The 26746-nt window shown below is 46.9% G+C and carries 24 protein-coding genes; 17 read left to right on the top strand and 7 right to left on the bottom strand.

Annotated elements, in window-relative coordinates:
• Window positions 1-243: 243 nt before the first annotated feature.
• Complete coding sequence (locus QUA56_RS12795) at window positions 244-807, bottom strand: Uma2 family endonuclease (RefSeq protein WP_333357945.1); 564 nt, start codon at window positions 805-807, stop codon at window positions 244-246.
• Between the two features lie 165 nt (window positions 808-972).
• On the opposite strand from QUA56_RS12795, the gene QUA56_RS12790 reads away from it, so the two are divergent.
• A complete protein-coding gene (locus tag QUA56_RS12790; RefSeq protein ID WP_333357942.1) occupies window positions 973-2355 on the top strand; it encodes a lipid-A-disaccharide synthase-related protein in 1383 nt (460 codons plus the stop codon).
• 251 nt (window positions 2356-2606) lie between these two features.
• On the opposite strand, the gene QUA56_RS12785 is transcribed toward QUA56_RS12790, so the two are convergent.
• A complete protein-coding gene (locus QUA56_RS12785) occupies window positions 2607-3398 on the bottom strand; it encodes a 2-phosphosulfolactate phosphatase family protein (RefSeq protein WP_333357940.1) in 792 nt (263 codons plus the stop codon).
• A gap of 92 nt (window positions 3399-3490) precedes the next feature.
• On the opposite strand from QUA56_RS12785, the gene QUA56_RS12780 reads away from it, so the two are divergent.
• Window positions 3491-4384: an EI24 domain-containing protein gene (locus QUA56_RS12780; RefSeq protein ID WP_333357937.1), complete on the top strand. Its 894-nt coding sequence runs from the start codon at window positions 3491-3493 to the stop codon at window positions 4382-4384.
• 3 nt (window positions 4385-4387) lie between these two features.
• On the opposite strand, the gene QUA56_RS12775 is transcribed toward QUA56_RS12780, so the two are convergent.
• Window positions 4388-4642 (bottom strand): hypothetical protein, encoded by a 255-nt coding sequence (locus tag QUA56_RS12775; RefSeq protein ID WP_333357934.1) that lies wholly within the window; start codon window positions 4640-4642, stop codon window positions 4388-4390.
• A 474-nt stretch (window positions 4643-5116) separates the two neighbouring features.
• On the opposite strand from QUA56_RS12775, the gene QUA56_RS12770 reads away from it, so the two are divergent.
• The 3 genes from QUA56_RS12770 (at window position 5117) to QUA56_RS12760 (ending at window position 7304) form a co-directional block, all read left to right on the top strand.
• Window positions 5117-5848: a DUF7873 family protein gene (locus QUA56_RS12770; protein WP_333357931.1), complete on the top strand. Its 732-nt coding sequence runs from the start codon at window positions 5117-5119 to the stop codon at window positions 5846-5848.
• Between the two features lie 139 nt (window positions 5849-5987).
• Complete coding sequence (locus QUA56_RS12765; protein WP_333357928.1) at window positions 5988-6140, top strand: hypothetical protein; 153 nt, start codon at window positions 5988-5990, stop codon at window positions 6138-6140.
• Window positions 6141-6386: 246 nt separating this feature from the next.
• Window positions 6387-7304: a serine/threonine-protein kinase gene (locus QUA56_RS12760; protein WP_333357926.1), complete on the top strand. Its 918-nt coding sequence runs from the start codon at window positions 6387-6389 to the stop codon at window positions 7302-7304.
• On the opposite strand, the gene QUA56_RS12755 is transcribed toward QUA56_RS12760, so the two are convergent.
• The 4 genes from QUA56_RS12755 to QUA56_RS12740 all read right to left on the bottom strand — a co-directional run bounded on the left by QUA56_RS12755 (window position 7282) and on the right by QUA56_RS12740 (window position 9782).
• A complete protein-coding gene (locus QUA56_RS12755) occupies window positions 7282-7521 on the bottom strand; it encodes a hypothetical protein (RefSeq protein WP_333357923.1) in 240 nt (79 codons plus the stop codon). The genes QUA56_RS12760 and QUA56_RS12755 overlap by 23 nt on opposite strands.
• A gap of 83 nt (window positions 7522-7604) precedes the next feature.
• Entirely contained in the window at window positions 7605-8231 is a 627-nt protein-coding gene (locus QUA56_RS12750) for a J domain-containing protein (protein ID WP_333357922.1), read from the bottom strand.
• Between the two features lie 130 nt (window positions 8232-8361).
• Window positions 8362-8955: an ATP-dependent Clp protease proteolytic subunit gene (locus QUA56_RS12745; RefSeq protein ID WP_332983122.1), complete on the bottom strand. Its 594-nt coding sequence runs from the start codon at window positions 8953-8955 to the stop codon at window positions 8362-8364.
• 167 nt (window positions 8956-9122) lie between these two features.
• Complete coding sequence (locus tag QUA56_RS12740) at window positions 9123-9782, bottom strand: ATP-dependent Clp protease proteolytic subunit (protein WP_333357918.1); 660 nt, start codon at window positions 9780-9782, stop codon at window positions 9123-9125.
• 72 nt (window positions 9783-9854) lie between these two features.
• Here QUA56_RS12740 and QUA56_RS12735 point away from each other — a divergent pair, with 72 nt between their 5' ends.
• The 12 genes from QUA56_RS12735 (at window position 9855) to QUA56_RS12680 (ending at window position 26615) form a co-directional block, all read left to right on the top strand.
• Window positions 9855-11090: a VWA domain-containing protein gene (locus QUA56_RS12735; protein WP_333357916.1), complete on the top strand. Its 1236-nt coding sequence runs from the start codon at window positions 9855-9857 to the stop codon at window positions 11088-11090.
• 217 nt (window positions 11091-11307) lie between these two features.
• A complete protein-coding gene (locus QUA56_RS12730) occupies window positions 11308-11874 on the top strand; it encodes a Uma2 family endonuclease (protein ID WP_333357913.1) in 567 nt (188 codons plus the stop codon).
• A 3-nt stretch (window positions 11875-11877) separates the two neighbouring features.
• A complete protein-coding gene (locus QUA56_RS12725; RefSeq protein ID WP_333357910.1) occupies window positions 11878-12372 on the top strand; it encodes a tetratricopeptide repeat protein in 495 nt (164 codons plus the stop codon).
• Window positions 12373-12461: 89 nt separating this feature from the next.
• A complete protein-coding gene (gene thrB, locus QUA56_RS12720) occupies window positions 12462-13472 on the top strand; it encodes a homoserine kinase (protein WP_333357907.1) in 1011 nt (336 codons plus the stop codon).
• A gap of 165 nt (window positions 13473-13637) precedes the next feature.
• Window positions 13638-17078 (top strand): AAA domain-containing protein, encoded by a 3441-nt coding sequence (locus QUA56_RS12715; protein ID WP_333357904.1) that lies wholly within the window; start codon window positions 13638-13640, stop codon window positions 17076-17078.
• Window positions 17075-18607 (top strand): phospholipase D-like domain-containing protein, encoded by a 1533-nt coding sequence (locus QUA56_RS12710; protein WP_333357901.1) that lies wholly within the window; start codon window positions 17075-17077, stop codon window positions 18605-18607. Before QUA56_RS12715 ends, QUA56_RS12710 begins: the two co-directional genes overlap by 4 nt.
• Window positions 18608-18891: 284 nt before the next feature.
• A complete protein-coding gene (fbp, locus tag QUA56_RS12705) occupies window positions 18892-19965 on the top strand; it encodes a class 1 fructose-bisphosphatase (RefSeq protein ID WP_333357959.1) in 1074 nt (357 codons plus the stop codon).
• A 171-nt stretch (window positions 19966-20136) separates the two neighbouring features.
• On the top strand, window positions 20137-21291 hold the full coding sequence (gene tal / locus QUA56_RS12700) for a transaldolase (RefSeq protein ID WP_333357956.1): 1155 nt from the start codon (window positions 20137-20139) through the stop codon (window positions 21289-21291).
• 258 nt (window positions 21292-21549) lie between these two features.
• Window positions 21550-23079, top strand: coding sequence for a glucose-6-phosphate dehydrogenase (gene zwf / locus QUA56_RS12695; RefSeq protein WP_333357899.1), 1530 nt, complete (start codon window positions 21550-21552; stop codon window positions 23077-23079).
• Window positions 23080-23269: 190 nt separating this feature from the next.
• On the top strand, window positions 23270-24634 hold the full coding sequence (opcA, locus tag QUA56_RS12690; protein WP_333357897.1) for a glucose-6-phosphate dehydrogenase assembly protein OpcA: 1365 nt from the start codon (window positions 23270-23272) through the stop codon (window positions 24632-24634).
• A gap of 40 nt (window positions 24635-24674) precedes the next feature.
• On the top strand, window positions 24675-24866 hold the full coding sequence (locus tag QUA56_RS12685; protein ID WP_333357895.1) for a hypothetical protein: 192 nt from the start codon (window positions 24675-24677) through the stop codon (window positions 24864-24866).
• Window positions 24867-25064: 198 nt separating this feature from the next.
• Window positions 25065-26615, top strand: a complete 1551-nt coding sequence (locus QUA56_RS12680) for a cobyrinate a,c-diamide synthase (protein ID WP_333357892.1) — start codon at window positions 25065-25067, stop codon at window positions 26613-26615.
• Window positions 26616-26746 lie beyond the last annotated feature (131 nt).

The following is a 26746-nucleotide window of genomic DNA, read 5'->3' as shown; positions in this document are numbered from 1 at the left end:
ATTAGTTATTAGTTATTAGTTATTAGTTATTAGTTATTTGTTATTAGTTATTTGTTATTTGTTATTTGTTATTTGTTGTCAGTTCCAATGCCCAATGCCCAATTCTCAAGGCCCCATTCAGAATTTGCACCTTTTCAGTACACTGTCTGTATTGTCCGATCGGCCGTTGTGCATTTAAACTGCATATTTCGATCGCAAATCTTCACCCCCTCTCCCTCTCTCCTACTCTAATATTCTGTTGTTTCACTCTAACAGCCAACCAAATAAATCTCCTACTGTCAGTTGCAATTCCCTGGCAAAAGATGGCACGGGCAATAACTGTTCCGGTTCGTCAAACACCTCTGTTGATTGAGTAGGCCGATATACAAAAACCGATCGCTCCTCTGGATCGATTAACCAACCCATTTGAGTTCCGTGTTTGAGACAATGTAAAATATTTTTAGTAACTTTAGTTTGGTTTTGGTCGGGGGAGAGGATTTCAATTGTCCAATCCGGGGCGATCGCAAACACATTTGCCACACCACCATTTTCATTACGGGGAATGCCCTCCCAAGTGAATACAGTCACGTCGGGAACGATCGCTCGACCGCCAAAAATGCACCGTAGTTCTGGAAATGCTCGCGCCACCTTTTGAGGTTTGAGAGCAGTATTAGCAGCACTTGTCAACTCGCCTTGAATGACACTATGTTCTCCTTGAGGCATCGGTTTTTGAATGATTTCACCGTCAATGTACTCGCTGGCTGGTTTGGTTTCTGACAACTTCAGAAACTCTTCGAGTGTCAGAGATTTTGGCAGGGTTTGTACCATCCGATTTTACCTCTAAAATAGGAGTTTTACCTGCTATTTTACCAAAAATTGCCCGGATTCGCGCGATCGTCGCTCCACTTACTTCTTCCTTCGGCTATACTACCTTGCATCCTGCGACTAATCTTGCTTCTATAGATTCAGAGACAGTTTTTGAGAGAGTTGGGATTGAAATTACTTTGCCTCAGTAACGGCCACGGAGAAGACGCGATCGCCCTTCGCATCTTGCAGGAACTGCAACAGCACCCGCATCCCCCAGAATTAGCCGTATTTCCGCTAGTGGGCGAAGGGCAAGCTTTCGCTCAACTGGAAAACGCCCGCATCATCGGCCCGGTGCAGCGAATGCCTTCGGGCGGCTTTATTTACATGGACGGGAGGGAATTTTTGCGCGATGTCAAAGGCGGCCTGCTTCAGTTGACCATCGCTCAGTTTAAAGCCATCCGCGCTTGGGTGCGATCGCAACAACAGTCTGGGAATCAAGACGGCGTTATTTTAGCCTGCGGGGATATTGTACCGCTGCTGTTTGCTTGGCTCAGCGGCGCGCCCTATGCCTTTGTCGGTACTGCCAAGTCCGAGTATTATTTGCGCGACGAGAACGGGCCTCTGGCTCGCAAATCCCGGGCTTTTGGTTGGTGGGGTTCGCGATCGGTTTATTTGCCTTGGGAGCGCTGGTTGATGACTCGATCGCGCTGTCGGGCCGTTTTTGTCAGGGACGCGCTCACCGCCGAGACTTTACAAAAGCTGGGAATTCCCGCTTACAATCTCGGAAACCCGATGATGGACGGACTCGAACCGGAAAACCCAGCCGGTTTTTACGGCCCTGACGCAGAGTTTCGGGAAATGGAGCGATCGCTAGTCATCACCTTACTCCCCGGTTCTAGAGCGCCGGAAGCCTATGCTAATTGGCAGCTAATAGTAGAGGCGGTCGCCGGAATTTTGTCGCTGTTTGCCGATCGCAAATTGTTATTTTTCGGAGCGATTTCCCCAGAATTAAATTTAGAAGCTTTGCGACCTATTTTAGAATTTTTTGGCTGGCGCCAAGACGGCGAAACTAGAACGCAGCGGCGAGAAGGAAGTATTTTGCGACCTCCTGTTTCTAGCGCTCGAGAAATTCATAAAGAATCTCCTAATTTGCTATTACCCTTGACTTTTGTGCAGAGAAACGCCACGATGATTTTAACTCAGCAAAGTTTTAACGATTGTTTGTACGAAGCCGATTTAGCAGTAGCAATGGCAGGAACAGCTACAGAACAATTTGTAGGTTTAGGAAAACCCGCGATCGCCATTCCCGGAAACGGCCCGCAATTTACTCCCGCTTTTGCAGAAGCTCAAAGTCGCCTGTTAGGCCCGTCATTAATTTTAGTCAAACATCCCGCCGAAGTTGCCGCTGCCGTGCAGTCTTTGCTCCGCGACCCGGACAGGTTGCAGCTAATCGCTGAAAATGGCGAGCGGCGCATGGGAGAACCCGGTGCAGCAGCCAGAATTGCCGAGTGTTTAATTCAGCGGTTCGGCGGTGAATACAGCAATTCTCAATTGCCTGCAATCCACTAGGGACAAAACAATGTTTTGTCCCTACCCAGTATCTTTAATTCTACTTTATTTAAAAAAATTCTTGTTCGCTAACTAATATCGTTTCCGGTAGCATCGGAATTATTAGCCAAAATTAGGACACGGCAGTGCCGTGTCCCTACAATATTATTTTCGGTAGGGACACGGCACTGCCGTGTCCTCTATATCATTCCTACAAATAGAGTGTGCATCTAATCCTGGACTCGCAACCAATACACCACTCCCAGAAAATTTCAATTCGCCGTTGTTTCTGAAGATTGAACCCAGAAATCAGTCTGAGGAATTTTAAAATCCGACTTAACCAAAACTCCCGGTTCTCGCTGCACCGGCAGCACATCTAAAGTATCCGTTTGCGCGCAATATTTTAAATCTTCAATCACACCTAAACCGAGGAGGCGCTGGCCGTGACTGGCCCGTTCCAACAATTCGTGCAACCGATCTTGCCAGTGCAGGTAAAGAGCGATCGCCCCAAATACTTCATCGTTACCAGCAAAATCGATCGCGGGAATACCGCTTTCTGCTAGCAGACTTTGGGCGATCGCACCAGCACAAACCGTATCTTCCAACGAATAACTCCCTTCCCAACCAGAACCCACAATCCAAATAGTTTCCGGCTGTTTACTTAACAAAAACTGCACCACTGATTTGCGGTTAATCAAAGCCGCCGTCAACACAGTTGCAGCAGCTTGCACTCGCTCCAAAGCCCGAGTACCGTTAGTTGTGCTGATAAAAATTCGCTTCCCAGCCACCTTTTCTGGCGTGCAGTCGAAGGGGGAATTCCCCATGTCAAATCCGTCAACTTTGGCGCCGCCTCGCTCTCCGGCGCGAATTCGCTTGTCTGCAGGCCATTTTTCGCTCTCGGCCATCAGCTTATCTAAGTCGCTGAAAACTTGAACAGCTTCCGCCCCATTATTCAGGGCCGTTGCCATTGTCGTAGTCGCCCGCAGCACATCAACTGCGATCGCGCAAGCCGGCATTTTGTCGGTTGGCGTAAGTTCCGGGGTATGGTAAATAAAAAGCTTCACTTTTGGGCAACCTGCGATAAATCCTCATCATTAATAATAATGGAAAGTGGATTTTAGTAGAAAATAGAGTCAAGTCCTCAAAAGCAGAAAATATGTCTAAACAGCTCAATTCAAATCCCGCCCCCGCCGCCATTGCCGCACCAATTGGACTCCTGGCAGGTTTTACCTATCCTTTGCGAGCTTTCACGCTGATTTGGCAAACTCCCAAGCTGTGGATTTATGTATTAGTTCCCGTGGTGCTAAATTTTATAATTGGTATCGGTCTTTATTTAAGCTTGCTATTTCCCAGTTTGGCAGGCATAGACGTTTTAGTTGCCGATTTGTCCGTCCGATTTAATGCTCTAATTGCGAGTTTTCCAGCTTGGCTGAGCTTTCTCGGCGTGTTAACAGTTGCTTTCGGCTGGCTGCTGCGCGTACTCCTAGTCGCAGGACTTTTGCTAATAATTGGATTTTTGTTAGTGCAGTTTGGCGTGATTTTAGGTTCGCCCTGGTACGGCAAACTTTCCGAACAATTGGAACTCCTGCGGAACGGTCAATTGCCCGCAGAAGCACCAATGAGTTTGGCGAGTAGTTTTCGGGATATTCAAAGGGCGATCGCCTTTGAACTGCGAAAACTACAAATTTTGTTGAGCGTCGGCATACCGCTGCTGCTGCTGAATTTTATCCCTGGCGTTGGCTCTATTCTTAGCAGTTTGGGTGGCGTAGCTTTGGGTGCGACTATTGTCTGTTTGGACTTTTTAGATGCACCTTTGGAGAGGCGGAGACGGCCTTTTCGGGAGAAGTTGGAGATAATTCGGGCGAGTTTGCCGGCTAGCGGGAGTTTTGGTGTGGTTTGTTTGGGTTTGGTGAGCATTCCGCTGTTGAATCTGTTGGCGATTCCGCTGTGCGTGACGGCGGGAACTTTGTTTTTTTGCGATCGCATTTGGCCGGCCCGCTTTGCCCCAGAAGAAACTCATAGCGATCGAGAAACTAACATTACCAATTAAAAACTAGGGAGATGCTTCTCCCTTCGGCTGCCTCTGGGAGTTAAGACCCAAAAACGGGCTTAAAAACAGCCAACTAAGAAAGAAGAATGAAGCTGTAAATAGCTGGACAATATCAACCGCCGACAAATATCCGTCAGACAATAGTGCAATAGTTCTATCTGTCAGCCCGAATATCCAGGAGAGAATCCCAAACAGCCAAATGCCTTTTTGGAGCATGGGCAAAAATGCTGAAACTTCGGAGTTTTGCTGCTTGTTCATTGATTTAGCCCTTGTTTGCGAAAAGTCTGATTAACCTGGGCACCCCAAGGGCTTAAGGATTTTTGGTGTCTCCTCGGATTCCCTTTGTTATCTATATGTTAAGAAATGTTTCTCGATATGGCAACTGTCTTCAGGAGGTATTTACGCATCTATCTCAAGATGTAGTTGGAGCGCTGACAAAGAGTTATATTTGCTACACTTTGGCAGCGACGCTAGAGATTTTGCCGATTTTTTGAGAGATAAATTGCTGGGCACGGGTAGTGGCGGGATCTCTTGGCACCGCGCCTACAAAAAAAACTTGTAATTTATATTGAATTATGTAATACTACAAGTTGATCGAGTCTGGTTAAAGAACGATCGTGAGGTTTGTACTGAGGACTGAAGTCCTCAACGCCCTAAAAGCCGCAGGACAAACAATTTGATTATCAAAATCAACCGGACTTGATGTCAGTTCAGCGTCAATAAAATCGAACAATGCCACGCTTAAATCAGATTATTGCGATCGAAAAAGGCATCAAAAGCCGCTCCGTCCAAGAACTAGCAGAAGCTCAAAAAGCGCTCCAGAAGCCCGCTGTGCTTTCTGGAATCTCCCGCACTTACCGTCCCAAAGACGAAGAAGGCGAACAACTGCCGCCCGAGTCCAAAAAAGTTGAAGTCAAAGCCGAAGAGATTATCCGCAAAACGACTGAAGTTTTGACCAAACTCTTCGACGTAACCGCAACCAAAGATTGGACAAATTGTAGCGCCCGCGCGGACGTAACTGTAGATGGAAACGTGCTTTTGAGCCAAGTTCCCGTCAGCTATTTGCTGTTCGTTGAAAAGCAGTTAGCAGATTTGCAAGCATTCATCAAAAAACTTCCAGTCTTAGATGCTTCCGAGACTTGGAACTTCGATGCTTCGGCCGACTGCTGGGCCACAGAACCGGTGCAAACTCTCAAGACTTTTAAAACTCCGCGCAATCACGTTAAAGCTGAAGCTACGGAACACCATCCGGCGCAAGTCGATGTTTATTATGAAGATATTACGATCGGCTACTGGCGGACTGTCAAGTTTTCTGGAGCTTTGCCAGCGCGGCGGATCAATGAGTTGCTGCAAAGGGTGGAAATCTTGCAGCAAGCTGTTATGTTCGCCCGCGAAGAAGCTAACAATTATGAAGTTGAGGAACAGAGAGTGGGAGAGCGAATTTTTCAGTTTATTTTCCGCTAATTGCTTGCTTTTTTGATAGTTATGGTTTAAGATATAAACAGAGTACAAGTTCAATCTAAAACTTCAACTTAAACCGTACAAATGTGACAGTGCAGGTTCGACTCCTGTCCCTTCTACCCAAAATAGGGGGGTAGCCCAATTGGCAGAGGCAGCATTGCGTACAAATTCAACAGCAAGTTATTACTCAAAACTCAGCATTCACCGCCGATCGCTAAAACGAATGTCAGGAACAATCACATCATCGATGTTGCTGGTTCAACTCCAGCCTCCTCAACCAAACACTGGGGAGTAGCTCAATCGGTAGAGCGCGATGCTATTAATCTTAAATCCTTGACTTAAATGTGATAGCGTGCCCAAATGGGCGGTAAATATAAACCCAGTAGTAAGGTCAGAACTACTGGGTTTTAGTGATGTTTTATGCTAATTTATCGATCGAAGTGATACGACTTCCCCAAAAAAGAATGCAAAAGCAAGCTATAAACCGATACAGCGTCAGTCATTTCCAATCTAAAATCTAAAATCTAAAATCTAAAATGGTATGATTTACTGCATCAATCCTCAATGCGAACAACGCGAAAATCCTGCTGCTGCTCAAAATTGTCAGGCTTGCGGCACGGATTTGTTAATTGCCGATCGCTACCGCATCCTTAAATCAGTGCGATCGCCCAATCCCGCACGCCCCACAGACATCTTTGAAGTCGAAGATTTGGGAACCGGGGAAAACGAATGGGGGACTGTCAAAGTTTTAAAAGTCTTGAAACACACCCACAATCCCGATTTAGTTCGCTTGTTCCAGCAAGAAGCGCGAGTTTTGATTTGGCTGGCCGGAAAGGGCCCAGTTCCCCAAGTCGAACCTGACGGTTATTTCCAAACTAAACTCCCCCATAACTCCCAGAAATTATCTTGTTTGGTGATGGAAAAAATTAGCGGAGAAAACTTGACCGAATTCTTAAATAAAAACCAGTACGTTTCTCAAAAACTAGCTCTCGATTGGCTGCAACAAATCACCCATATTTTGCAGGAAATCCACAAATATCATTTAGTGCATCGAGATATTAAGCCATCCAACCTGATGCTTGCAGCGGATGGGAAATTGAGATTAATTGACTTCGGCGCTGCAACAGAAGCAGATATAGATAAAACACCCATAGGTTCTGCTGGATACTGCGCGCCCGAACAAATTGCAGGTAAAGCAGGCGTGCGATCGGACTTTTTTGCCCTGGGGCGTACTTTTGTACATTTATTAACAGGCATACAGCCGATCGACTTTCCCGTTAATGAAAAAACTGGTAAAATTAATTGGAGGAACCAGGCTGTAGATATTGACCCGTTACTCCTAGACTCGATCGACGAATTGATTGAACCGCTACCGGAAAACCGACCTGAAAATACCCAAGTTATTTTAGAAAAACTCAAAAATATAGAGCTTTTGATTACCGGCGCAGAACCGAAGTAATAATCACCGTGATAGTGGCACTAGCAATCAGAGTAAAAGCAAGCTGCACAACCCACTGAGTCGCTTGCTGGTAGTTGGAAAATCGATCGTTGAACTTCTCGACATCAGTCGCTAAGTTGTCTACACGGGTTGATAGGTGGTCAACACGGCTTGAGAGAGTGTCTAATTTTTCGATTACATCTGTCAGTGTTGGTTCGGTGGGTGGTGTGGCAATCATCTCTGGTTTCTCAACTCAATAATTCTATGATACCAGATCGGAATTGCCGATCTAAAAAACAACTTCATAGCGATCGCCCCCAATCAATAAATCTGTTCCAACCTGCGAAAATCCCGCTCAACTTCCGCCCACAAAGCCCGATTGTGAGGGTCAGTTTTCACAGCCTTTTTCAAATATATTCTCGCCTTATCAACCTGCTTTTCTCCGATCAAATGCCGTCCCCAGCGCTGATAGGCGATCGCCTGCCACTGACGCACCTCCAAATCTTCGGGAATCCGCTGTGCCAAACCCTCAATCAAGGCGATCGCCCGCGGGAACCTCTGATATTTCAGCAACTGCTGCAACTCAAAATAAGCATCTTGCTTTAACTTTTGTTCTACCGCCGACAGATCCGCATTAGATTGAACCGCGGCCTCTTTTCGAGTCACTTTAACTGCCTGCGGTTGAGCTTTCACCCCCAGATCCGGCGGTGTCGAAGTAGGCGGCACAGTTGAATTGGCAACTTTCGACTCCGCAACATGGTGGGGGGCAACATTCACCAGGAACTTATAAGCCTCAGTAATAGCAATAAACTTATTCTTAGCCTGTTCGTTTCCCGGATTCACATCGGGGTGATACTGTCTGGCTAACTGCCGATAAGAGGCCTTAACTTGCGATAAACTCGCGCCAGACCTCAGTCCTAACTGTCGGTAATAATCTGCAATATCCATTTAGCATGAATGAGCGTTGATAATACCATTAAATATGGCAGAATCCTTAAATGTAAAGATTCTGCCAAAATTTACTGCGAACTAGGTTGTAGTGCGAGGGTTGCCCGCACTACTGTCGCGCAAAAATAACTTACGGACGATCTTCGATCACTCTGTCAATCAAGCCGTATTCCCTGGCTTCCTCAGCGGACATGAAATAGTCGCGATCCATGTCCTTCTCGATTTTCTCGATCGGCTTGCCAGTATTCTTAGCATAGATATTATTGAGTTCGTGGCGCAGCCGCAGAATCTCTTTCGCCTCAATCTGAATATCCGTTGCTTGTCCCCGCGTCCCCCCAGAAGGCTGGTGAATCATGATGCGCGAGTGAGGCAAAGCTAACCGTTTCCCCTTCGCACCGGCAGCTAACAGGAAAGAACCCATCGAAGCAGCCAAGCCCACACAAATCGTCACCACGTCCGATTTAATGTGCTGCATGGTATCAAAAATAGCCATGCCTGCCGACACCATCCCGCCTGGGGAATTGATGTACAAAATAATATCCTTACCTGAATCTTCCGAATCGAGATAGAGCATCACAGCGATGATTTGATTGGCAATTTCATCGTCAATGTCCCTGCCCAAGAAAATAATCCGTTCCCGGTAGAGGCGATCGTAGATATTAATCCACTGAGTATCATAACCACCCGGCATTTTGTAGGGAACTTTTGGCACACCTATAGGCATAATTCGGAACTCCGTTTAGTTGGTTATTGGTTACTTGTTATTGGTTATTGGTTATTGGTTACTTGTTATTGGTTACTTGTTATTGATTGGTTTCGATTTTTTGGCGATCGCAACCAATAATTTATAACCAATAACCAATAACTAACAACCAATAACCAATAACCGAATTAGATGACTCCAGCCGGCAGCGGTTTCGACAATTCTGCCGAACTTTCAAGAACGCGATCGATCAAACCGTATTCTTTAGCTTCATAAGGCGTCATGTACAGCAACCGATCCATATCTTTAGTAATCTTTTCGATCGGTTGGCCAGTACAGCTTGCAAAAATATCAAGCATCGTCGCTTTATTTGCCAGCACTTCCTTAGCCCGAATTTGAATGTCGCTTGCTTGACCCCGCGTGTACGCCTTGGGTTGGTGCAGCACAATAGAAGCGTGGGGCAAACTCGCCCGAAAGCCTTTTGTACCAGCCGCTAACAGCATCGCAGACATCCCCATTGCCGAACCGAGGCAAATAGTGTGTACGGGCGGCTTAATGTACCTGATCGTGTCGCAGATTGCGAAGGCTTCCGTTTCAAAGCCGACGGGTTCGCCGCTGTAACCAGAAGTGCCGGTCGAGTTGATGTAGATTTTGATCGGCTTATCAGCGTCTTCGTACTGCAAGAACAACAGTTCAGCGATAATCAGTTCTGTTACCGCAGGCACCAGAGGCATACCCAGATAAACGATCCGCTCCTTCAGCAACAGGGATGGCAAATCGGGAGGTGGCGTCCGAGAGTTCCCTTCCCCGTAGTATGGCGATTGCACAGCTTTAATTGGTGTGTTCATATAACCGAAATGTTGCCTGAACTGATGGAGCTATTCTTAAAGAAATAGTAACGCAATCTTTAGGTATCCCGCATGAAAGTTAGTTTGCTCCCGGTTTTAAACGACCCTAACCTTGACGCTGCCGCGCCCTCGACCCAGCGCCAGCTAGCGATTTCAGTGTCTGCGACGGCAAGCTCGATCGACTCCAGCGTACCCTTAAACCTGTGCCTGATTCTCGATCACAGCGGCTCGATGGGCGGACGCCCCTTGGAAACCGTCAAACAAGCCGCCGGACGGTTGCTAGACAGGTTGAAGCCCGGGGATCGCTTTTGCGCGGTGGCTTTCGACCACAAAGCCAAAGTCCTCGTCCCCAATCAAATTGTGGGAAATCCTGCTAGCATTAAACGGCAAATTGAGCAATTGCGCCCGGCCGGCGGCACAGCAATTGACGAGGGCATTAAGTTAGGTATTGAAGAGTTGGGCAAAGGCAAAAAAGAAGCTATATCTCAGGCGTTTCTGCTGACTGACGGCGAAAACGAACACGGCGACGACAGCCGCTGTTTGAAGTTGGCTAAACTGGCTGCCGAGTATAACATGACTTTAAATTCTCTGGGATTTGGCGATAACTGGAACCAGGATATTTTGGAAAAGATTGCTGACGCTGGCGGCGGTGCTCTGGCTCACATTCAGCGTCCCGAAGATGCGGTTGACGAGTTTGGCAAACTGTTTACTCGCGTCCAAGGTGTAGGTTTGACTAATGCTTATTTGCTATTTTCGCTGATGCCAAAAGTGCGGTTAGCCGAACTCAAACCGATCGCCCAAGTTGCCCCAGACACGATCGAATTACCGGTACAGCAAGAGGGCGATCGTTTTATGGTGCGCCTGGGAGATTTAATGAAGGATATAGAGCGAGTAGTTTTGGCTAATATTTATATTGGACAGTTGCCCGAAGGTACACAGGCGATCGGGCAATTGCAAATTCGCTACGACGATCCCACAGTCGGTCAAAGTTTGCTTTCCGATCCCGTTGCAGTTTCTGCTAACGTCTTGAAAGTTTATCAGCCGGCACTTAACCCGACTGTGCAGCAGCACATTTTAGCTTTGGCTAAGTACCGTCAAACTCAACTCGCAGAAACTAGATTGCAACAGGGCGATCGAGCCGGCGCAGCTACGATGCTGCAAACGGCGGCTAAAACTGCTCTGCAAATGGGCGATAAAAGTGCTGCAACTGTGCTGCAAACTTCTGCTACTCGCTTGCAGTCTGGCGAACAATTGAGTGAAGCCGATCGCAAGAAAACTCGGATTGCTTCTAAAACTATTTTGAAGTAATAAGGTGATTTCCAATTCCAAATCCGGCGATTGGAAATCCGGCGATTGGAAATCGCGACTACACAAACAAAGTCCGCGCAACGCGAGACTAAGAATATAAAAACCCGCTAGCGCGGGTTTTGTTTTTGCGTTCGTTTGCACTCACAGGTTGAAATTTGTGGATGCTTTAGATGCTCGATAGTCTATAATTTTTGTATCACCTATAAAGAGTGTTTGTATGAACCAGACAATATCTGATAAAGTACGCTGGACTACCGCCGATTTAGAACTATTGCCAGATAACGGCGATCGCTATGAAATTATTGATGGGGAGCTATTTATGACTAGAGCACCGCATTGGGGGCATCAACAGACTTGTGGCAGATTTTTTTCTTGCCTTGATACTTGGTCGATGTCTACTGGTTTGGGACGAGCCGCCATCAATCCGGGTCTTATTTTCACGGACGCTGATAATGTCATACCTGATGTAGTTTGGGCTAGCAATGAACGCTTGGCTATCTTGCTAGACGAAGCCGGCCATTTAACCGCCGCACCCGAGTTAATTGTTGAAGTTTTATCCCCTGGTGCAGACAATCAGAGACGCGATCGAGATTTGAAACTCAGACTCTATTCGGTACGAGGAGTACAGGAATACTGGATTGTGAATTGGCGGTTGCAGCAAATAGAAGTTTATCGCAGGGAACAAGCAAGTTTAAGGCTCATTGCTACGCTGTTGAGCGCTGATGAACTAACTTCGCCTTTGTTGCCCGGTTTTAGTTGTTCTGTAGCTCAGATTTTTGCCTGAATTATGAAATCATCATCTTACAATTTAATTGCTACTCTAGTAATCTTTACTATCTTTGGTAATATATCCCCTGCTGTCTCTGCTAAATCGTCAGCAATATTAATAGCTCAAAAAACGATTGTTCAAAATCCTGCTGAAGACTTATTCAATAGTGCTTTAGCCAAATCAGAGGCAGGAGATATTCAAGGGGCGATCGCCGATTACACCGAAGCCATCCGCCTCAACCCGAACTACGCCAAAGCTTACAACAAACTGGGCATCATCCGCGGCCGCAACCTCAAAGACTATCCAGCAGCAAAAGCAGATTTCGATCGCGCCATTGAAATCAACCCCAACTACGGCGACGCTTACTACAACCGCGCCAGAGTCCGCGAGTTCTTAGAAGACAAACCGGGGGCGATCGCCGATTATCATAAAGCAGCCGAACTCTATCAAAAAGATGGCAATACCAACGATTATCAAGATGCCCTCAAGCATCTTGAAATGCTGCAAGAATAAATGGCTTTTGAAAACATAGTATAATACCTTCGATCTGCGTTCATCCGCGTTCATCTGCGGTTAAACACTCCAAATTAACTATTCAAAAAATGTCCGTAATCTCTACCGTCACCGTTACCGTACCCGCCACAACCGCCAACCTAGGCCCCGGATTCGACTGCATCGGTGCCGCTTTAAGCCTCTACAACCGCTTCCAATTCTCCCGACTCGAACCCTCAGCAACCGAGAAACTAAAAATTACAGTTACAGGCCAAGAAGCCGCCAAAGTCAAGACAGACGAAAGCAATCTCGCTTATCAAGCTTTTCTCAAGTTATACGATCGCCTCCAACAATCGCCACCGCCTGTAGCGATACATATAGATATGCAAGTGCCGCTGGCTAGAGGTTTAGGAAGTTCCGCTACAGCTATTGTCGGCGGGTTAGTCGGTGCAAATCAATTAGCCGGTGCGCCTTTGAGTCAGGTGGAAGTGATGCAGTTGGCGATCGAACTTGAAGGACATCCCGACAACGTTGTCCCCGCTTTACTCGGAGGCTGTCGCCTCGCTGCTAGCAATACACCCCCCCAACCCCCCCTTAGTAAGGGGGGGCTAAGAGAAGAATCCCCTCTTACACCCCCCCTTAGCAAGGGGGGGCAGGGGGGGGGTTCTTGGCAAATTTGCGATATTCCGTGGCATCCTAATATTGTGCCGGTGGTAGCGATTCCCGATTTTGAACTTTCTACAGCCGAAGCGCGCCGAGTTTTGCCCGCAGAGTACAGCAGGGCTGATGCGATTTTCAATGCCGCACACCTCGGTTTGTTGGTGCGGGCTTTGGCTGCGGGCGATCGAGATTGGCTGCGCTGCGCCCTCCAAGACAAAATTCACCAACCTTTCCGACAATCTCTGATTCGGGGATATGAAGCAGTGCAAGAAGCTGCGTTGAATGCAGGGGCCTGTGGAATGGTAATTAGCGGTGCGGGGCCGACGCTTTTGGCTTTAACGGATGTTACTAATGCTGATGCGGTTGTGAGGGAAATGGCGGCTGGTTGGATGGAATTTGGGGTGAAGGCTGAGGTAATGGCGATCGACCTTGACACCCAAGGAGCACAAATCTCCGTTTAATTAGTGGTAAGGTGCGTACCCGAAAGGGTAAACGCATCTTAAAAATTCGCCATCATCTAAAAATATTAAGACTACCTATGATTGACAGTCCATAAACCGCTGAAAAGCCTGTTTCATGGGATCTGTGTTACAAAAAGAACAGAAATCTTTTATGGGTAGCAAGTTATGCCAGTTCGCTTCATCAACGATCGCTATGCTCTATCCCCCACCCCGCGATCGGGTGGAATGGCAGATGTTTACCGCGCAAGAGACTACGATCGGGAAGAACGGCTGGTTGCAGTAAAAGAATTCAAACACGGGCAGATTGAAGCCGATATTCTAGCCGAGTCTTTCAGACGTGAAACCCTAGCCCTTCAAGAGTTAAAGCATCCCGGAATCATGGAACTTCTCGATTCTGGCAAGGATGAAACTACGGGTAACTATTTTCTCGTCTTGGAGTGGATGGAAAAGGATTTGGCAACACTTCTGAAAGAATCTCCACCGGACGGATGGGATTCATTCTGGAAAGCGGTAGCGTTGCCCGTGCTGGAGGCTTTAGCATTTTCCCATACTCGCAAAATAATACACCGGGATATCAAGCCCAGCAACATTTTAGTGGGGAGTGACGGTAAACTCAAACTCGCTGACTTCGGCATATCCAAGCTTAAGAGCTATTTGCAACCCAGTATTACTCTCAAAGACTTTGTATCGCGTACATTCACGCCACCAGAACTCGACGATGGTTCCTATACCTACACGCGCGATGTTTTCAGTTTTGGTGTCTTGGTTTTGAAGTGCCTGAGCAATATTGAACTCACAGATCATAATAGTATCGCCAGCGCACTGAAAGCGTTTAATGCACCACCTGAAATTCTTGAAATAATCGAGCGTGCTGTTTCCCTCGACCCCGTAGAGCGTCAACCTAATGCAGAGGTACTGCTAGCTGAACTTAATGCTATTCAAGGGAAGCGATCGCAAACACACTCAGCCAAGAAACGCGATTGCTACCTGCGACTTACCCATAAGGCTTTAAACAATCTTCGCAATGTAATGGATCTGTCTGAAGACGAAATTAAAAAGATTATCCTAGAGGATTTGAATAGTGGATGTGGAATCTCACCTTTAAAGAAATCCAACGCAGCAAATCTGGCTGACGAATCCTCTGAAGGTCATTACTCTATTTTTGGGTTTTCCTACAGATACCATGTAGCGGTCAATACAGATTGCCTATCCATTATCAACGCCCAGGATTTTTCTAGTGCAATACTAGAACAGAATCGAGAACGTGCATGGATTCCACCCTACGAATTCAAAGTTGGAAGACCGCTGATTAGATCGGAAGCAGAGGAAGTTATTAGTGAACTTCAACTGGCAGTAGAAGAACATGAGGCAAACCTGCGGCAGACAAGAGCTGAAGAAGAAAAACAACGCTTATTCCGAGTTTGGTTGGATATTCTCAGAGCCAAGACAGATTGGGAAAAAAACCGAGAGAAACCGATTAAATACACAAGCGTTACTCGTGAGGGAAACCGCGTTATCTTTGAACTATCAGAACTTCCCGAAAATGACATAGCTGGACAACCCCGCCATGTGACAAACTCAAAAGGATTTAGCATAGTCGGAGGAGATGTTGAGGAAGTCATCGGTGATAAATTGGTTCTTTATGTCAAATCTGGAGAACCAGATAGACTCCCACATTCTGGTGAGCTACGCTTTGATACTCGTGCGGCGGCAGTTGCCTTAAATCGACAAAAAACTGCCCTTGATGCTGTTCGATTTGACCGCGCAGTACGCTTAGACATTCGCCATTTACTTGTCAATCCCCAAGAAGTCCGTACTCCTAAACTAGAGGTGGATGTCCAGTTAATTCAACCTCTCAATGAATCACAGCAGCAAGTTGTTAAAGCTGCACTCGCAACAGAAGATTTTCTGATTGTTCAAGGTCCACCAGGTACAGGAAAGACAACATTTATTACAGAAGTTGTGCTGCAAACTCTTAAAGCTAATCCTGATGCTCGAATTCTGCTCAGTTCACAAACTCATGTAGCACTAGATAACGCCCTAGAACGGATTCAAGCTCAAAATCCTAACTTGAAGTTGGTGCGACTTGGTAACCATGAACGGGTATCAGATAATCTTCATTCGCTTTTACTAGAAGAACAGATGAACCAGTGGCGGGAGGAAGCGATCGCCAAGGGGCAAAAGTTTATTGCTGATTGGTCAGCACAGCGAGGTATCTCTCACAAGGACAGTGAAATGGCAACAATGTTTCAAGAATTGGGGACTCTAGTCGCAAAGAACGAAGGCTTGAGAACAGAGATTGCTATTTGGAAACAGGACTTAGACGAAATTTTAGCTATCAATTACGATCCAGAAAACCCAGAATCGTTAGCAAAAGCTCACATACCCAAGGAGAGGTTAGAGGAAGTTCAAAGTATTGAAGCTGAAATTGTCAGTCTGCGTCAGCAGTCAAAAGAAGCGCGTGATGAGCAGAAGAAAACTGCAAAACGTCTGCAACAGTTAAGTAGAATTGATACAGAAGAACTTTTGGGCTTATCGTCGGAAGATATAGGTGGTTATATCAGCATACTAATTGAGAAAAACAATCCAGATGTAAAAATGCTTCAACAATTGCTGAGTATCCAGACGGAGTGGTTCGATCAGTTTGGTAGAAATGAGAAATTCAATGCACCTTTGATTAAGCGATCGCAAGTAGTAGCCGGAACCTGCATCGGAATTCCTAGAGATATTCAAGACATAGAATTTGACCTGTGCATTGTCGATGAGGCTTCAAAAGCTACAGCGACAGAAGTGCTAGTTCCAATGGCGCGATCCCACCGCTGGATACTGGTTGGCGACCCCAAACAACTCCCACCCTTCCGAGATGAAGTCAGCAGAGATTCTGATTTTCTGGACAAATACGAACTTACTCAGGAGGATATCCGAGAAACTTTATTCGATCGACTCCTCAGAACACTCCCAGATGGATGCCGCAAGATGTTAACAATTCAACATCGAATGGTTGCACCAATCGGTAATCTTGTCAGTGAATGCTTTTACGATTGTCAACTTCAAAGTTCCGGGCCTGATGTAGATAAAAACCTTACCAGAGTTTTACCGCAACCAGTTACTTGGCTGACAACAACAAAACTTCTTGATTTTCGCGAACAATCTGTTAATTCTAGCTTTAACAATGCCTGTGAAGTTAAAGTCATTGTTCGGTTTCTCAAACAGCTAAATCAAATAGCATTACAATCTGAAAAAAAATACAGCGTTGCTGTTTTGACTGGGTATGCAGCACAGCTCAAAATACTTAATCGTAACCTTGACTCAGAAGTAAATAATTGGCAAGCATTAACAGTTGAGTGTAATACAGTGGATGCCTTCCAAGGACGCGAAGCCGATATTGCAGTGTACTCTGTGACTCGTTCTAACAAAGAAGGTAAAGTGGGTTTCCTACGCGATGCAGAACGACTGAATGTGGCTTTATCCAGAGGTAAAGTTGGCTTAGTAATCGTGGGAGATCATCACTTCTGTCGAAACTCAAGTGACAACCCATTACACCGAGTTTTGGATTACGTTGAACGTCACCCTGAAAATTGCGCCCTAAAGGAGGCTAAATTATGAGTTCAGAAGAATCAGCTTCTCTTACTCCAGAAGAACTACGTCGCTACGACAATCGTACAGGCTTTGACCTGGTTAGTTGTAGACAAGTCGGTTTGCCTGTTTATAAAATCACGGTTCAAGTTCTAACCCAACTCCGTAAACCGATTCCTCCGATAGAAGAATATGTATTGAAATCTATTAACGTTGGTCTATCCTCTGAAGAGGATATTGGTGGGTTTTTAGGTCTTGAACCCCCTATCATCAGGGATGCAATGATCAATTTAAGGATGAGTGAGGATATTGACCTCATAGCCCCTCATGACTCTCTGATGCAAGTTTGGAAGTTGACCAAAAAAGGTGAAGGAACGCTCCGTGATGCCAAAATTATTGTTCCAGAGGAGCGAACATTTGATATCAACTTTGATGGACTCCTACGGCATCCTCGCTGGTACGGGCAATTGGAGTCACGCTTGCTCAAGCCAAAAGACTTGCGCGACAAGGATATTATAGAAATTGAACCCTCTCCGAAAAAGCCACCAGAATTGTCCGACCTCAAACTCAAAGATGTGGACGTAATTATTCGTCAGATTGAGGGGGCAAGCAAAGCCAAAGTCAAGCAAGAGCGAGACCTGCTAGCCTTGAAAGCTATTGAGCGGAGGCAGAGGTTTTTTCAACCTGCCTTAATACTAATCTATAAGGCAAAGGACAGTGATGATGTTCAGGTTGCCTTTGCTATCGATGCTGTCCTTTCTAATGAACATGAAGCTGCATTTGCTCGTGCTAAGGGGGTCAAGAAACTTCGTTTACTAGAGGCATTGAGGGAAAGCGCACCCCAAAAGTTAGCCGCAGAAGTGTTAGGGCATGAATTTGTTGCTCAAGCTCCTTTACAACAAGTTGAGGCTCTTAAGGAAGAAGTTTCTGCTGCTCAAGCTCAGATAGAAGCACAAATAGAAATAACTCGAAACACTCTAGAACGAACTGAAGATCAGGAAGAAAAACTCATTCTTGAGGAACAACTTCAAGAGGCACAACAACAAATAGAGAAACTCCAAGTCAAACTAGATTCTCTCTTAGCGGCGGTTCCTATGCGTTGGCTAGAGATGTACGAACACCGCCCACTCCTAGAACAGGCTCTTCAAGATAGCCAAGAACGTTTGATGATTATCTCTCCTTGGATTCGGGCAAGTTCTGTGAATAAACGGTTTATTCAACAGTTTGAAAATCTTCTCAAGCGGGGAGTACAAGTTTTCATTGGGTACGGTTTGGGAGAGAATGATGATAAAAAGTACCAATCTGATATCCAGGCCGAGAAGAATATTCAAAAATTAGCGAGTCAGTATAAGGATAATTTCCGGCTCAAGCGTCTTGGAGATACCCATGCAAAAATCCTCATTTCTGATGTGAAATTCGCTGTAACAACAAGTTTCAACTGGCTTTCCTTCAAGGGCGATCGCGATCGCACGTTCCGGGACGAGCGGGGGACGCTGGTCTCTGACCCCCAGAAAATCGATGAACTGTTCGATAGCTATAGGTCGCGATTTAAAGATTGAATGGGATCACTTCCACAAAGTTAAAACCTTCTTCCCTCGGACGGACTCTGCGCTTAATTAAAAAATTTAGTGATTTTGGATACAATTCCCGGCTCAACAGTCGATCGAACTCCTCAATTTTCGATGGGGATCTAAAATTCACCTAAAGTTCGACGCCCTTTCGCAAAACCCTCCCTAAGATAGAAGTTAGGGGACGATCGGTCTAATAGCCGATTCAGGAGCAAGTGTCAAGCACTCCATCGAACCCAAATCCAGAGCCGCAAGACAGGGAGGTTATCGAAATCATGGTACAAGCGCCGACAGGAGAAACCCGCCTGGGCCCGATCGATCAGGTGCAAGCCTTAGACCGCGATTGCACGACTCTATCCCGTCACGTACTCCAGCAACTCCACAGCTTTTCGGCAGATGCTCAGGATCTGAGCGCTTTGATGAATCGCATCGGACTAGCTGCCAAGCTGATCGCGAGGCGGCTCAGCAGAGCCGGGTTAATGGAAGATGCTTTAGGGTTTACAGGGGCTGTGAACGTGCAGGGAGAATCCGTCAAAAAGATGGATATCTATGCCAATGAAGTGTTTATCTCGGTATTCCAGCAAAGCGGACTGGTATGCCGCTTGGCTTCGGAGGAAATGGAAAAACCCTACTACATTCCCGAAAACTGTCCGATCGGACGCTACAGTCTGCTCTACGACCCCATAGACGGTTCTTCCAATCTTGACATCAATCTCAATGTCGGCTCCATATTCAGCATCCGCAAGCAAGAGGGGGACGATGCAGACGGTTCGGCTTCCGACTTGCTGCAACACGGACACAAACAAATAGCGGCCGGCTACGTGCTCTACGGCCCTAGTACCATGCTGGTTTATTCGATCGGTCAGGGCGTTCATTCCTTTACCCTCGATCCCAGTTTGGGCGAGTTTATTCTAGCTAACGAAAACATTAAGGTTCCCGATCGCGGCCCAATTTACAGCGTTAATGAAGGCAACTTCTGGCAGTGGGAGGAATCTTTGAGAGATTACATTCGCTACGTACACCGCAGCGAAGGCTACACCGCCCGGTACGGCGGGGCTTTGGTGGGAGATTTCCACCGGATTTTATTTCAGGGAGGCGTGTTTTTGTACCCGGGAACGGTGAAAAAACCCGAGGGCAAATTGCGTTTGCTCTACGAATCGGCTCCTTTGGCGTTTTTGATGGAGCAAGCCGGCGGGCGCGCCAGTACGGGCATTCAAGACATCTTAGACGTAGTGCCGACCAAACTGCACGAGCGATCGCCCTTGATAGTCGGTAGCAAAGAAAATGTAGCGATGGTCGAGTCTTTTATTCAAGATCGATCGCGCAATCCTAGAAAAATTGAAGAATGAAGTCATTAGTTATTAGTTATTGGTTATTGGTTATTGGTTGTTGGTTATTAGAACCAAAAAATCACAACCAAAAAATCACAACTAACAACTAATAACTAAGCAATGCCCAATGCTTTTAGGCCCGATGCCAAATTCCCAATTCCCAATTATCAAATTGTAGGAGTTAAAGTAATGACAGAAACGACAAAGAATCACCTGTTAGAAATCAAAGAAATTGGCCAAAGTATCTGGATGGACAATTTGACTCGCGATCTGATCGAGTCTGGCGAACTCAAACAGATGATTGAAAGTAGGGGATTGCGCGGGATTACATCTAATCCAGCTATTTTCGAGAAAGCGATCGCGGGTAATGTGATTTACGACGCGGATATCGAAGCGGGCATCCGGGCGGGCAAATCTGTCATGGAGATTTACGAATCTTTGGTATTTGAAGATATCCGCAACGCTTGCGACATCTTCGCCCCGGTTTACGCAGAGTCGAAGGGTTTGGACGGTTACATTAGCATTGAAGTGCCACCGACGATCGCCAACGACACAGAAAGCACGATTAGCGAAGCCATGCGCTATTACAAAACCCTCGGCAAAGAAAACGTGATGATTAAGATACCGGGAACCGCTGAAGGGTTGCCCGCAGTCGAGCGAGTCATCAGCGAAGGGATTAACGTTAACGTGACTTTGCTGTTCTCGGTTGACAGCTACGTCGAAACCTTCTGGGCTTACATTCGCGGTTTGGAAGCGCGGGCGGCTAAAGGTTTGGATATTAGCAATACTGCTTCTGTTGCCAGTTTCTTCTTGAGCCGGATCGACATCAATATCGACGGCAAGATTGACGAGAAACTCAAAAATGTCACAGATATTTCCACAAAAGCTAAACTGGAAGCAGTGAAGGGGAAAATTGCGATCGCCAATGCGAAAGTAGCTTACCAGAAGTATAAAGAGATCGTAGCGAGCGATCGCTGGCAAGCATTAGCAGCCAAAGGAGCGAAAGTCCAGCGATTGCTGTGGGCTTCCACCAGCACCAAAAACCCCAACTACAGCGATGTTATGTACGTCGATGAATTAATCGGCCCCGACACCGTGAACACCTTACCGCCGAACACCGTTGAAGCTTGTTTCGACCACTGCGATGTCGCGCCCCGGATTGAGAACAACGTTGCAGAAGCTTACACGCTGATCGAAAGTCTCAAAGATCCCGACATTGACATCAACTTGGACAAAGTGATGGCAGACTTGCTCCTTGACGGGATTGCAAAATTTGTCGGGCCGTTCCAATCCCTGATGGATTCCTTGCAAGAAAAAGTGCAGAAGTTGTCACCCGTCGCTTAGGCAGATATCTGTATCCTTGAAGGCAGAAGCATTTAGGAGTCGGAATAGATAATTATTTGGGTTCTTAAATGCTGAGTTTTAAATTTTCTCTAGGAATTTTGAGATTAATGCCTCTCAGACTTCCTAGAGAGCAAAATCATCTGCCTCCTCTAGCAGTATGAAGAACCGATTAACTCTCTGACCCAGCAATTAGCAGAAATGACCGCCAACTATTACGGTGTATTAGCACGGTTGACAGCACTAGAAAAAGGAAAGTAAATGGTAACGCTACTTGAAAATCCACTGCGGGTCGGTTTGCGAAAAGAACGAGTGCCGGAACCGCAAATTCTGGTAATCTTCGGAGCTTCTGGGGATCTCACGCAGCGCAAACTGGTACCTGCAATTTATCAGATGAGGCGCGATCGGCGCTTGCCGCCGGAAACTACCGTCGTGGGAGTAGCCCGCCGCCCTTGGAGTCACGATTACTTCCGAGAGCAAATGCGCGAAGGCATTGAAGAATTTGGCGGTGGCATTGGCAATGAAGAATTTTGGCAAGATTTCGCTAAAGGTTTGTACTACTGTCCGGGCGACATTGATAACCCCGAAAGCTATCAAAAACTCAAAGCTTTCTTAGCGGAACTCGACGAAGAAAGGAGAACTCGCGGCAATCACATATTTTATCTCTCGGTTTCCCCGAACTTTTTCCCAGAAGCAATTAGGCAACTGGGCGCGGCTCAAATGCTGGTTGACCCAGTAAAACACCGCTTGGTAATTGAAAAACCCTTCGGCCGCGACTTGAGTTCGGCAAAAGCTCTCAACCGAGTCGTGCAGAAGGTTTGCCAAGAACAGCAAGTTTACCGGATCGACCACTATTTGGGCAAAGAAACGGTTCAGAATTTAATGGTGTTCCGGTTTGCTAACGCGATTTTTGAACCGCTGTGGAATCGGCAATTTGTCGATCACGTACAAATTACGGTGGCAGAAACAGTGGGCGTAGAAGACCGGGCGGGTTACTACGAATCCTCTGGGGCTCTGCGGGATATGCTGCAAAACCACTTGATGCAGATTTTCTGTTTGACGGCGATGGAACCGCCGAATTCCCTGGACGCTGACAGCATCCGCACCGAAAAGATGAAAGTTCTGCAAGCAACTCGCTTGGCAGATTTGAATAACTTGGAGTTCTCAGCGATTCGGGGTCAATATTCCGCAGGTTGGATGAAGGGCAAAGCGGTGCCGGGATATCACGAAGAACCGGGGGTTGCTCCCAACTCGACAACGCCGACTTTTGTGGCGATGAAGTTTATGATTGACAACTGGCGCTGGCAGGGAGTGCCTTTTTACCTGCGAACCGGCAAACGGTTGCCGAAAAAAGTTAGCGAAATTGCGATTCAGTTTCGGGAAGTTCCGCTGCTAATTTTTCAGTCTGCGGCTCAACAAACTACTCCTAACGTTTTGACGATGCGCGTGCATCCGAACGAGGGGATTTCGCTGAGGTTTGAGGCGAAAATGCCGGGGCCGGATTTGCGGACGAGGACGGTGGATATGGATTTCAGTTACGGTTCTTCCTTTGGGGTGACATCTTCGGATGCTTACGATCGACTGTTAATTGACTGTATGCTGGGCGACCAAACTTTGTTTACCCGTTCTGATGAAGTGGAAGAAGCTTGGCGGGTGGTAACGCCAGCGCTGATGGCTTGGGAATCGTCCAACGAACAGGAGTTGGTTCCTAAATACGAAGCGGGTACTTGGGAACCGGCGGAAGCAGAACTGCTAATTAACAGAGACGGCCGCAAGTGGCGCAGACTTTAAGAGTCATTAGTCAGCAGTCATTAGTCCTTAGTTATAGGTCAGCATTAGTATTAGTGATTAGCTAAGAACGGCTAACTAAGAACGGCTAACTAAGAACGGCTAACTAATGACTAAGAACCAATGACTAATGACTAATGACTAATGACTAATGACTAATGACTAATAACTAATAAGAAAGGAGAAAAGATTTATGACCATGACACCGATGAAAGCTCCACCTCTGGTTTCGCTGCAAAGTCCTAAAGATGTGTCGATCGACCAGATAGAGGCAGAACTCAGTCAAATCTGGGAAAGTTACAGAGAATCCGGGTCAAAGGGCGATTTTCCGATCGCTAGTAGGGCAACAACTTTTACTTTTGTAGTCTACGAACCGGAAGAGACTCAGCGGTTATTGGCGGATCTGGGGTTTTACGACGGGCCGGTGGACGGTATTACCGGGCCGATGACGGCATCTAGCATCAGGGCGGCTCAAAAAGCTTACGGGCTGCCGAGAACAGGCAAAGGTAACGCTGAATTGCTGGCGACTTTGCGGGAAGAAGTGGCTCGCAAAAATTCAAAAGGCGAGGAGATGGGATCTAGTGGTTTGGGTTCCGGGGGTTCGGGCGTGGCTGATGCGATTGTGGCTGCCAATCCGTGCCGGATTATTGCTCTGTGCCCGACGGCGGGGGAAGATACGGGGGTGCAGGCTCAAGTGGCTGCTTACTGTCCGGTTCACCAGCGCAGCAGCGGCAATCTGATCTGCTGCGAGTACATTACGCTCCGGGGTACGGAAGCTGCTCTAGAACGGGTGAGCGCGATCGTGACGGCGCTGACGATCGCGGATTTGCCGACGCTGCTGTGGTGGAAAGCGAATCCTGATGCCGATCGAAGTTTGTTCCAGCGGCTGGCGACAACTAGCAGTTCTGTGATAGTTGACTCCAGCAGCTTTACCGAGTCTGAAGCTGAATTGCTGTTGATGCAAAGTCTGATCGAGGAGGGAATTCCGATCGCGGATCTGAATTGGCGCAGGTTGGCCGCGTGGCAGGAGTTGGCTGCTGAGGCTTTTGACGCCCCGGAACGCCGCGCTGCGATTCGGGAAATCGATCGGGTGACGATCGATTACGAACACGGCAATTCTACTCAAGCGCTGATGTATTTGGGCTGGTTGGCGAGCCGGCTTCAGTGGCATCCTGTTGCTTTCAAACAAGAGGAGGGCGATTACCACATCAAGCGAATTAAATTCGCGGGTGCGGACGATCGGGTTGTCGAAGCCGAGTTGGCTGCTATTCCTACTGCTGATTCGGGCGATGTCCCGGGCGATTTGATTGCTCTGCGTTTGAGTTCTACGAACGAAAAGGCTGACTGCGGTACAGTTCTGTGTTCGGAAGTGGGCGGCTGTATGCGGATGGAAACGAAAGGGGGCGCTCAGACCGATCGGTTTAACCAGGTTAGTCCCCTGTTCGATCAGGTGACGGAACAGTTGCTGGGCCAGCACTTGCAGAGTTGGGGCCGAGATGTGCTTTACGAAGAAAGTTTGGCAGTGACGGCTCAAATGCTGAAGTTAGCTAAGCGGTAAAGAGAAGGAAGAATGAAGAAGGAAGAATGAAGAAGGAAGAATGATTGAGTTAATATTCATTGGGGCAGGCAATGTCTGCCCTACTTTTTTAGAAGTTGTGAGTTATACAGCGTATCCCAGGTTTATTAACAGCAGTAGGGACACGGCAGTGCCTTGTCCCTACTGGGTGGGATTGAGCGATCGGCGGGTGTCATTCATCAACGTGGAATCTGCGGTAAGTTATGAGTTTTGAAATGATAATGTTTTTTGACTCAAAACTCTAAATTACTTCCAAAAAGCCACGAAATTACCTCTATACTTCTCCTTCTTCCTTCGCGGTCTTCGCGTCTTCGGGGTTCGTTAAATATGTATTATTTGAGCGGTTCGAGAGCAATCCTCATAACTTTATCACCGATCGGTTTTCAGTATTTTTTGTGAATAATCTAGAACTATGGCTTTAGTAATTGCTGGCGAACGCAGCGGTGCGGGAAAGACTACTGTAACGATCGCCCTTTTAGCTTTTTTAATCCGCCGCGGCTTGAATGTTCAATCTTTTAAGGTTGGCCCCGATTACATTGACCCGATGTTTCATGCTTTTGTCACCGGTCGCCCCTGTCGCAATTTAGACCCGGTATTAACGTCTGAATCTTATGTAAAAAAGTGTTTTTTGGGTCACATTCAAGATGTCGATTATGCCTTAGTTGAAGGGGTAATGGGATTATTTGATGGAGTGAGTCGAAAAACTCAGGAATCAGGAAGGCACGACACGGATTTTGACACGGATACACGGATTAATTATCGAAAAGAAGAAGGCAATTATGATTTTTCCTTTGCTTCTACGGCTCATGTTGCTTATTTGCTGAATTTGCCTGTATTGTTTGTGATAGATTGCAGCAGGCTCTCTGGTTCTGTGGCTGCGATCGCCCACGGTTTTCGCTCTTTTAACCCTGACCTTAAATTCGCCGGTCTGGTGCTGAATCGGGTGGCGAGCGATCGACATTTGGAACTGCTTCAAGATGCTCTCAAACCGCTCAATTTACCGATTTTGGGGGTTTTGCGTAGGGATGAGGCTGTTAGTATTCCCGATCGACATTTGGGGCTGATTCCGGCTGAGGAGTTGCCGAATCTTCATGCTGCGATCGATAAATTGGCGGATTTGGCTGCTGTTAGTTTTGACTGGGAGCAACTTTTGCCTTTGTTGGCTGCAACTCGAAATGGGGGGGGTGAGGGGTCAGAGCAACTTTTAGGTAGGCACAGTCTCCCTTCGGGAATTGTAACTCAAAAAAATGATGTTGTCAACTGTTTGGAGGGGAAATTTGGAGTGAGGATTGCAGTTGCGCGCGATCGGGCTTTTAATTTTTACTATCAGGACAATCTTGATTTGTTGGAAGAGTTGGGTGCCCAGTTGGTATTTTGGAGCCCGCTTGATGATGCTGTTTTTCCTGACAATGTGCAGGGGTTGTATTTTGGTGGTGGTTTTCCCGAAGTGTTTGCTCAAAAATTGAGCGGTAATGTTTTAATTCGGGATGCGGTAAGAAGTGCGATTTTTTCGGGAATGCCGACTTATGCGGAGTGCGGCGGTTTGATGTATTTGTGCGATTCTATTGTAGACTTCGATGGCAATTCTTGGCAAGGGGTGGGTGTGTTGGAAACTGCTGCGGCGATGGGGAAGCGTTTGACGCTGGGATACCGAGAAGCTGTGGCGGTGAGGGATAGTTCGGTGTTAACTGCTCTTGATGAGGTTTGGGGACATGAGTTTCATCGATCGCATTTAACTGTGGAACCGACTAATCCAGTTTACCACAGTTGGAGGTACGGGAAGCGAGGGGAGGTTCAGGCGGTTGCTGAAGGTTGGGGAGTTTGTCAGGTACACGCTTCTTATTTGCATTTGCATTGGGGTGCTCGGCCTGATATTCCGGCTCGTTTTTTGCAGCAGTGCACTGATTTTGATTGTAAGGGTGTTTTGGGCGATCGAGAAAGCGAACTAGATTTTTTTATTTAATTAACCGCAGAGGACACAGAGGACACAGAGAAGAGAAGAGAAGAGAGCAGTGTGCTGATTTTGATTGTAAGGGTGTTTTGGGCGATCGAGAAAGCGAACTAGATTTTTTTATTTAATTAACCGCAGAGGAC

It is taken from the genome of Microcoleus sp. N3A4, assembly GCF_036701805.1.
In the GTDB taxonomy this organism is placed as follows: domain Bacteria; phylum Cyanobacteriota; class Cyanobacteriia; order Cyanobacteriales; family Microcoleaceae; genus Microcoleus.
This window is presented reverse-complemented; position numbering and strand designations above follow the sequence as displayed.

Coding starts and splice junctions, on each gene's coding strand:
- QUA56_RS12795 (WP_333357945.1), bottom strand. CDS start 807: ATGGTACAAACCCTGCCAAAATCTCTGACACTCGAAGAGTTTCTGAAG.
- QUA56_RS12780 (WP_333357937.1), top strand. CDS start 3,491: ATGTCTAAACAGCTCAATTCAAATCCCGCCCCCGCCGCCATTGCCGCA.
- QUA56_RS12775 (WP_333357934.1), bottom strand. CDS start 4,642: ATGAACAAGCAGCAAAACTCCGAAGTTTCAGCATTTTTGCCCATGCTC.
- QUA56_RS12770 (WP_333357931.1), top strand. CDS start 5,117: ATGCCACGCTTAAATCAGATTATTGCGATCGAAAAAGGCATCAAAAGC.
- QUA56_RS12760 (WP_333357926.1), top strand. CDS start 6,387: ATGATTTACTGCATCAATCCTCAATGCGAACAACGCGAAAATCCTGCT.
- QUA56_RS12755 (WP_333357923.1), bottom strand. CDS start 7,521: ATGATTGCCACACCACCCACCGAACCAACACTGACAGATGTAATCGAA.
- QUA56_RS12750 (WP_333357922.1), bottom strand. CDS start 8,231: ATGGATATTGCAGATTATTACCGACAGTTAGGACTGAGGTCTGGCGCG.
- QUA56_RS12745 (WP_332983122.1), bottom strand. CDS start 8,955: ATGCCTATAGGTGTGCCAAAAGTTCCCTACAAAATGCCGGGTGGTTAT.
- QUA56_RS12740 (WP_333357918.1), bottom strand. CDS start 9,782: ATGAACACACCAATTAAAGCTGTGCAATCGCCATACTACGGGGAAGGG.
- QUA56_RS12735 (WP_333357916.1), top strand. CDS start 9,855: ATGAAAGTTAGTTTGCTCCCGGTTTTAAACGACCCTAACCTTGACGCT.
- QUA56_RS12730 (WP_333357913.1), top strand. CDS start 11,308: ATGAACCAGACAATATCTGATAAAGTACGCTGGACTACCGCCGATTTA.
- QUA56_RS12725 (WP_333357910.1), top strand. CDS start 11,878: ATGAAATCATCATCTTACAATTTAATTGCTACTCTAGTAATCTTTACT.
- thrB (WP_333357907.1), top strand. CDS start 12,462: ATGTCCGTAATCTCTACCGTCACCGTTACCGTACCCGCCACAACCGCC.
- QUA56_RS12715 (WP_333357904.1), top strand. CDS start 13,638: ATGCCAGTTCGCTTCATCAACGATCGCTATGCTCTATCCCCCACCCCG.
- QUA56_RS12710 (WP_333357901.1), top strand. CDS start 17,075: ATGAGTTCAGAAGAATCAGCTTCTCTTACTCCAGAAGAACTACGTCGC.
- fbp (WP_333357959.1), top strand. CDS start 18,892: ATGGTACAAGCGCCGACAGGAGAAACCCGCCTGGGCCCGATCGATCAG.
- tal (WP_333357956.1), top strand. CDS start 20,137: ATGACAGAAACGACAAAGAATCACCTGTTAGAAATCAAAGAAATTGGC.
- zwf (WP_333357899.1), top strand. CDS start 21,550: ATGGTAACGCTACTTGAAAATCCACTGCGGGTCGGTTTGCGAAAAGAA.
- opcA (WP_333357897.1), top strand. CDS start 23,270: ATGACCATGACACCGATGAAAGCTCCACCTCTGGTTTCGCTGCAAAGT.
- QUA56_RS12685 (WP_333357895.1), top strand. CDS start 24,675: ATGATTGAGTTAATATTCATTGGGGCAGGCAATGTCTGCCCTACTTTT.
- QUA56_RS12680 (WP_333357892.1), top strand. CDS start 25,065: ATGGCTTTAGTAATTGCTGGCGAACGCAGCGGTGCGGGAAAGACTACT.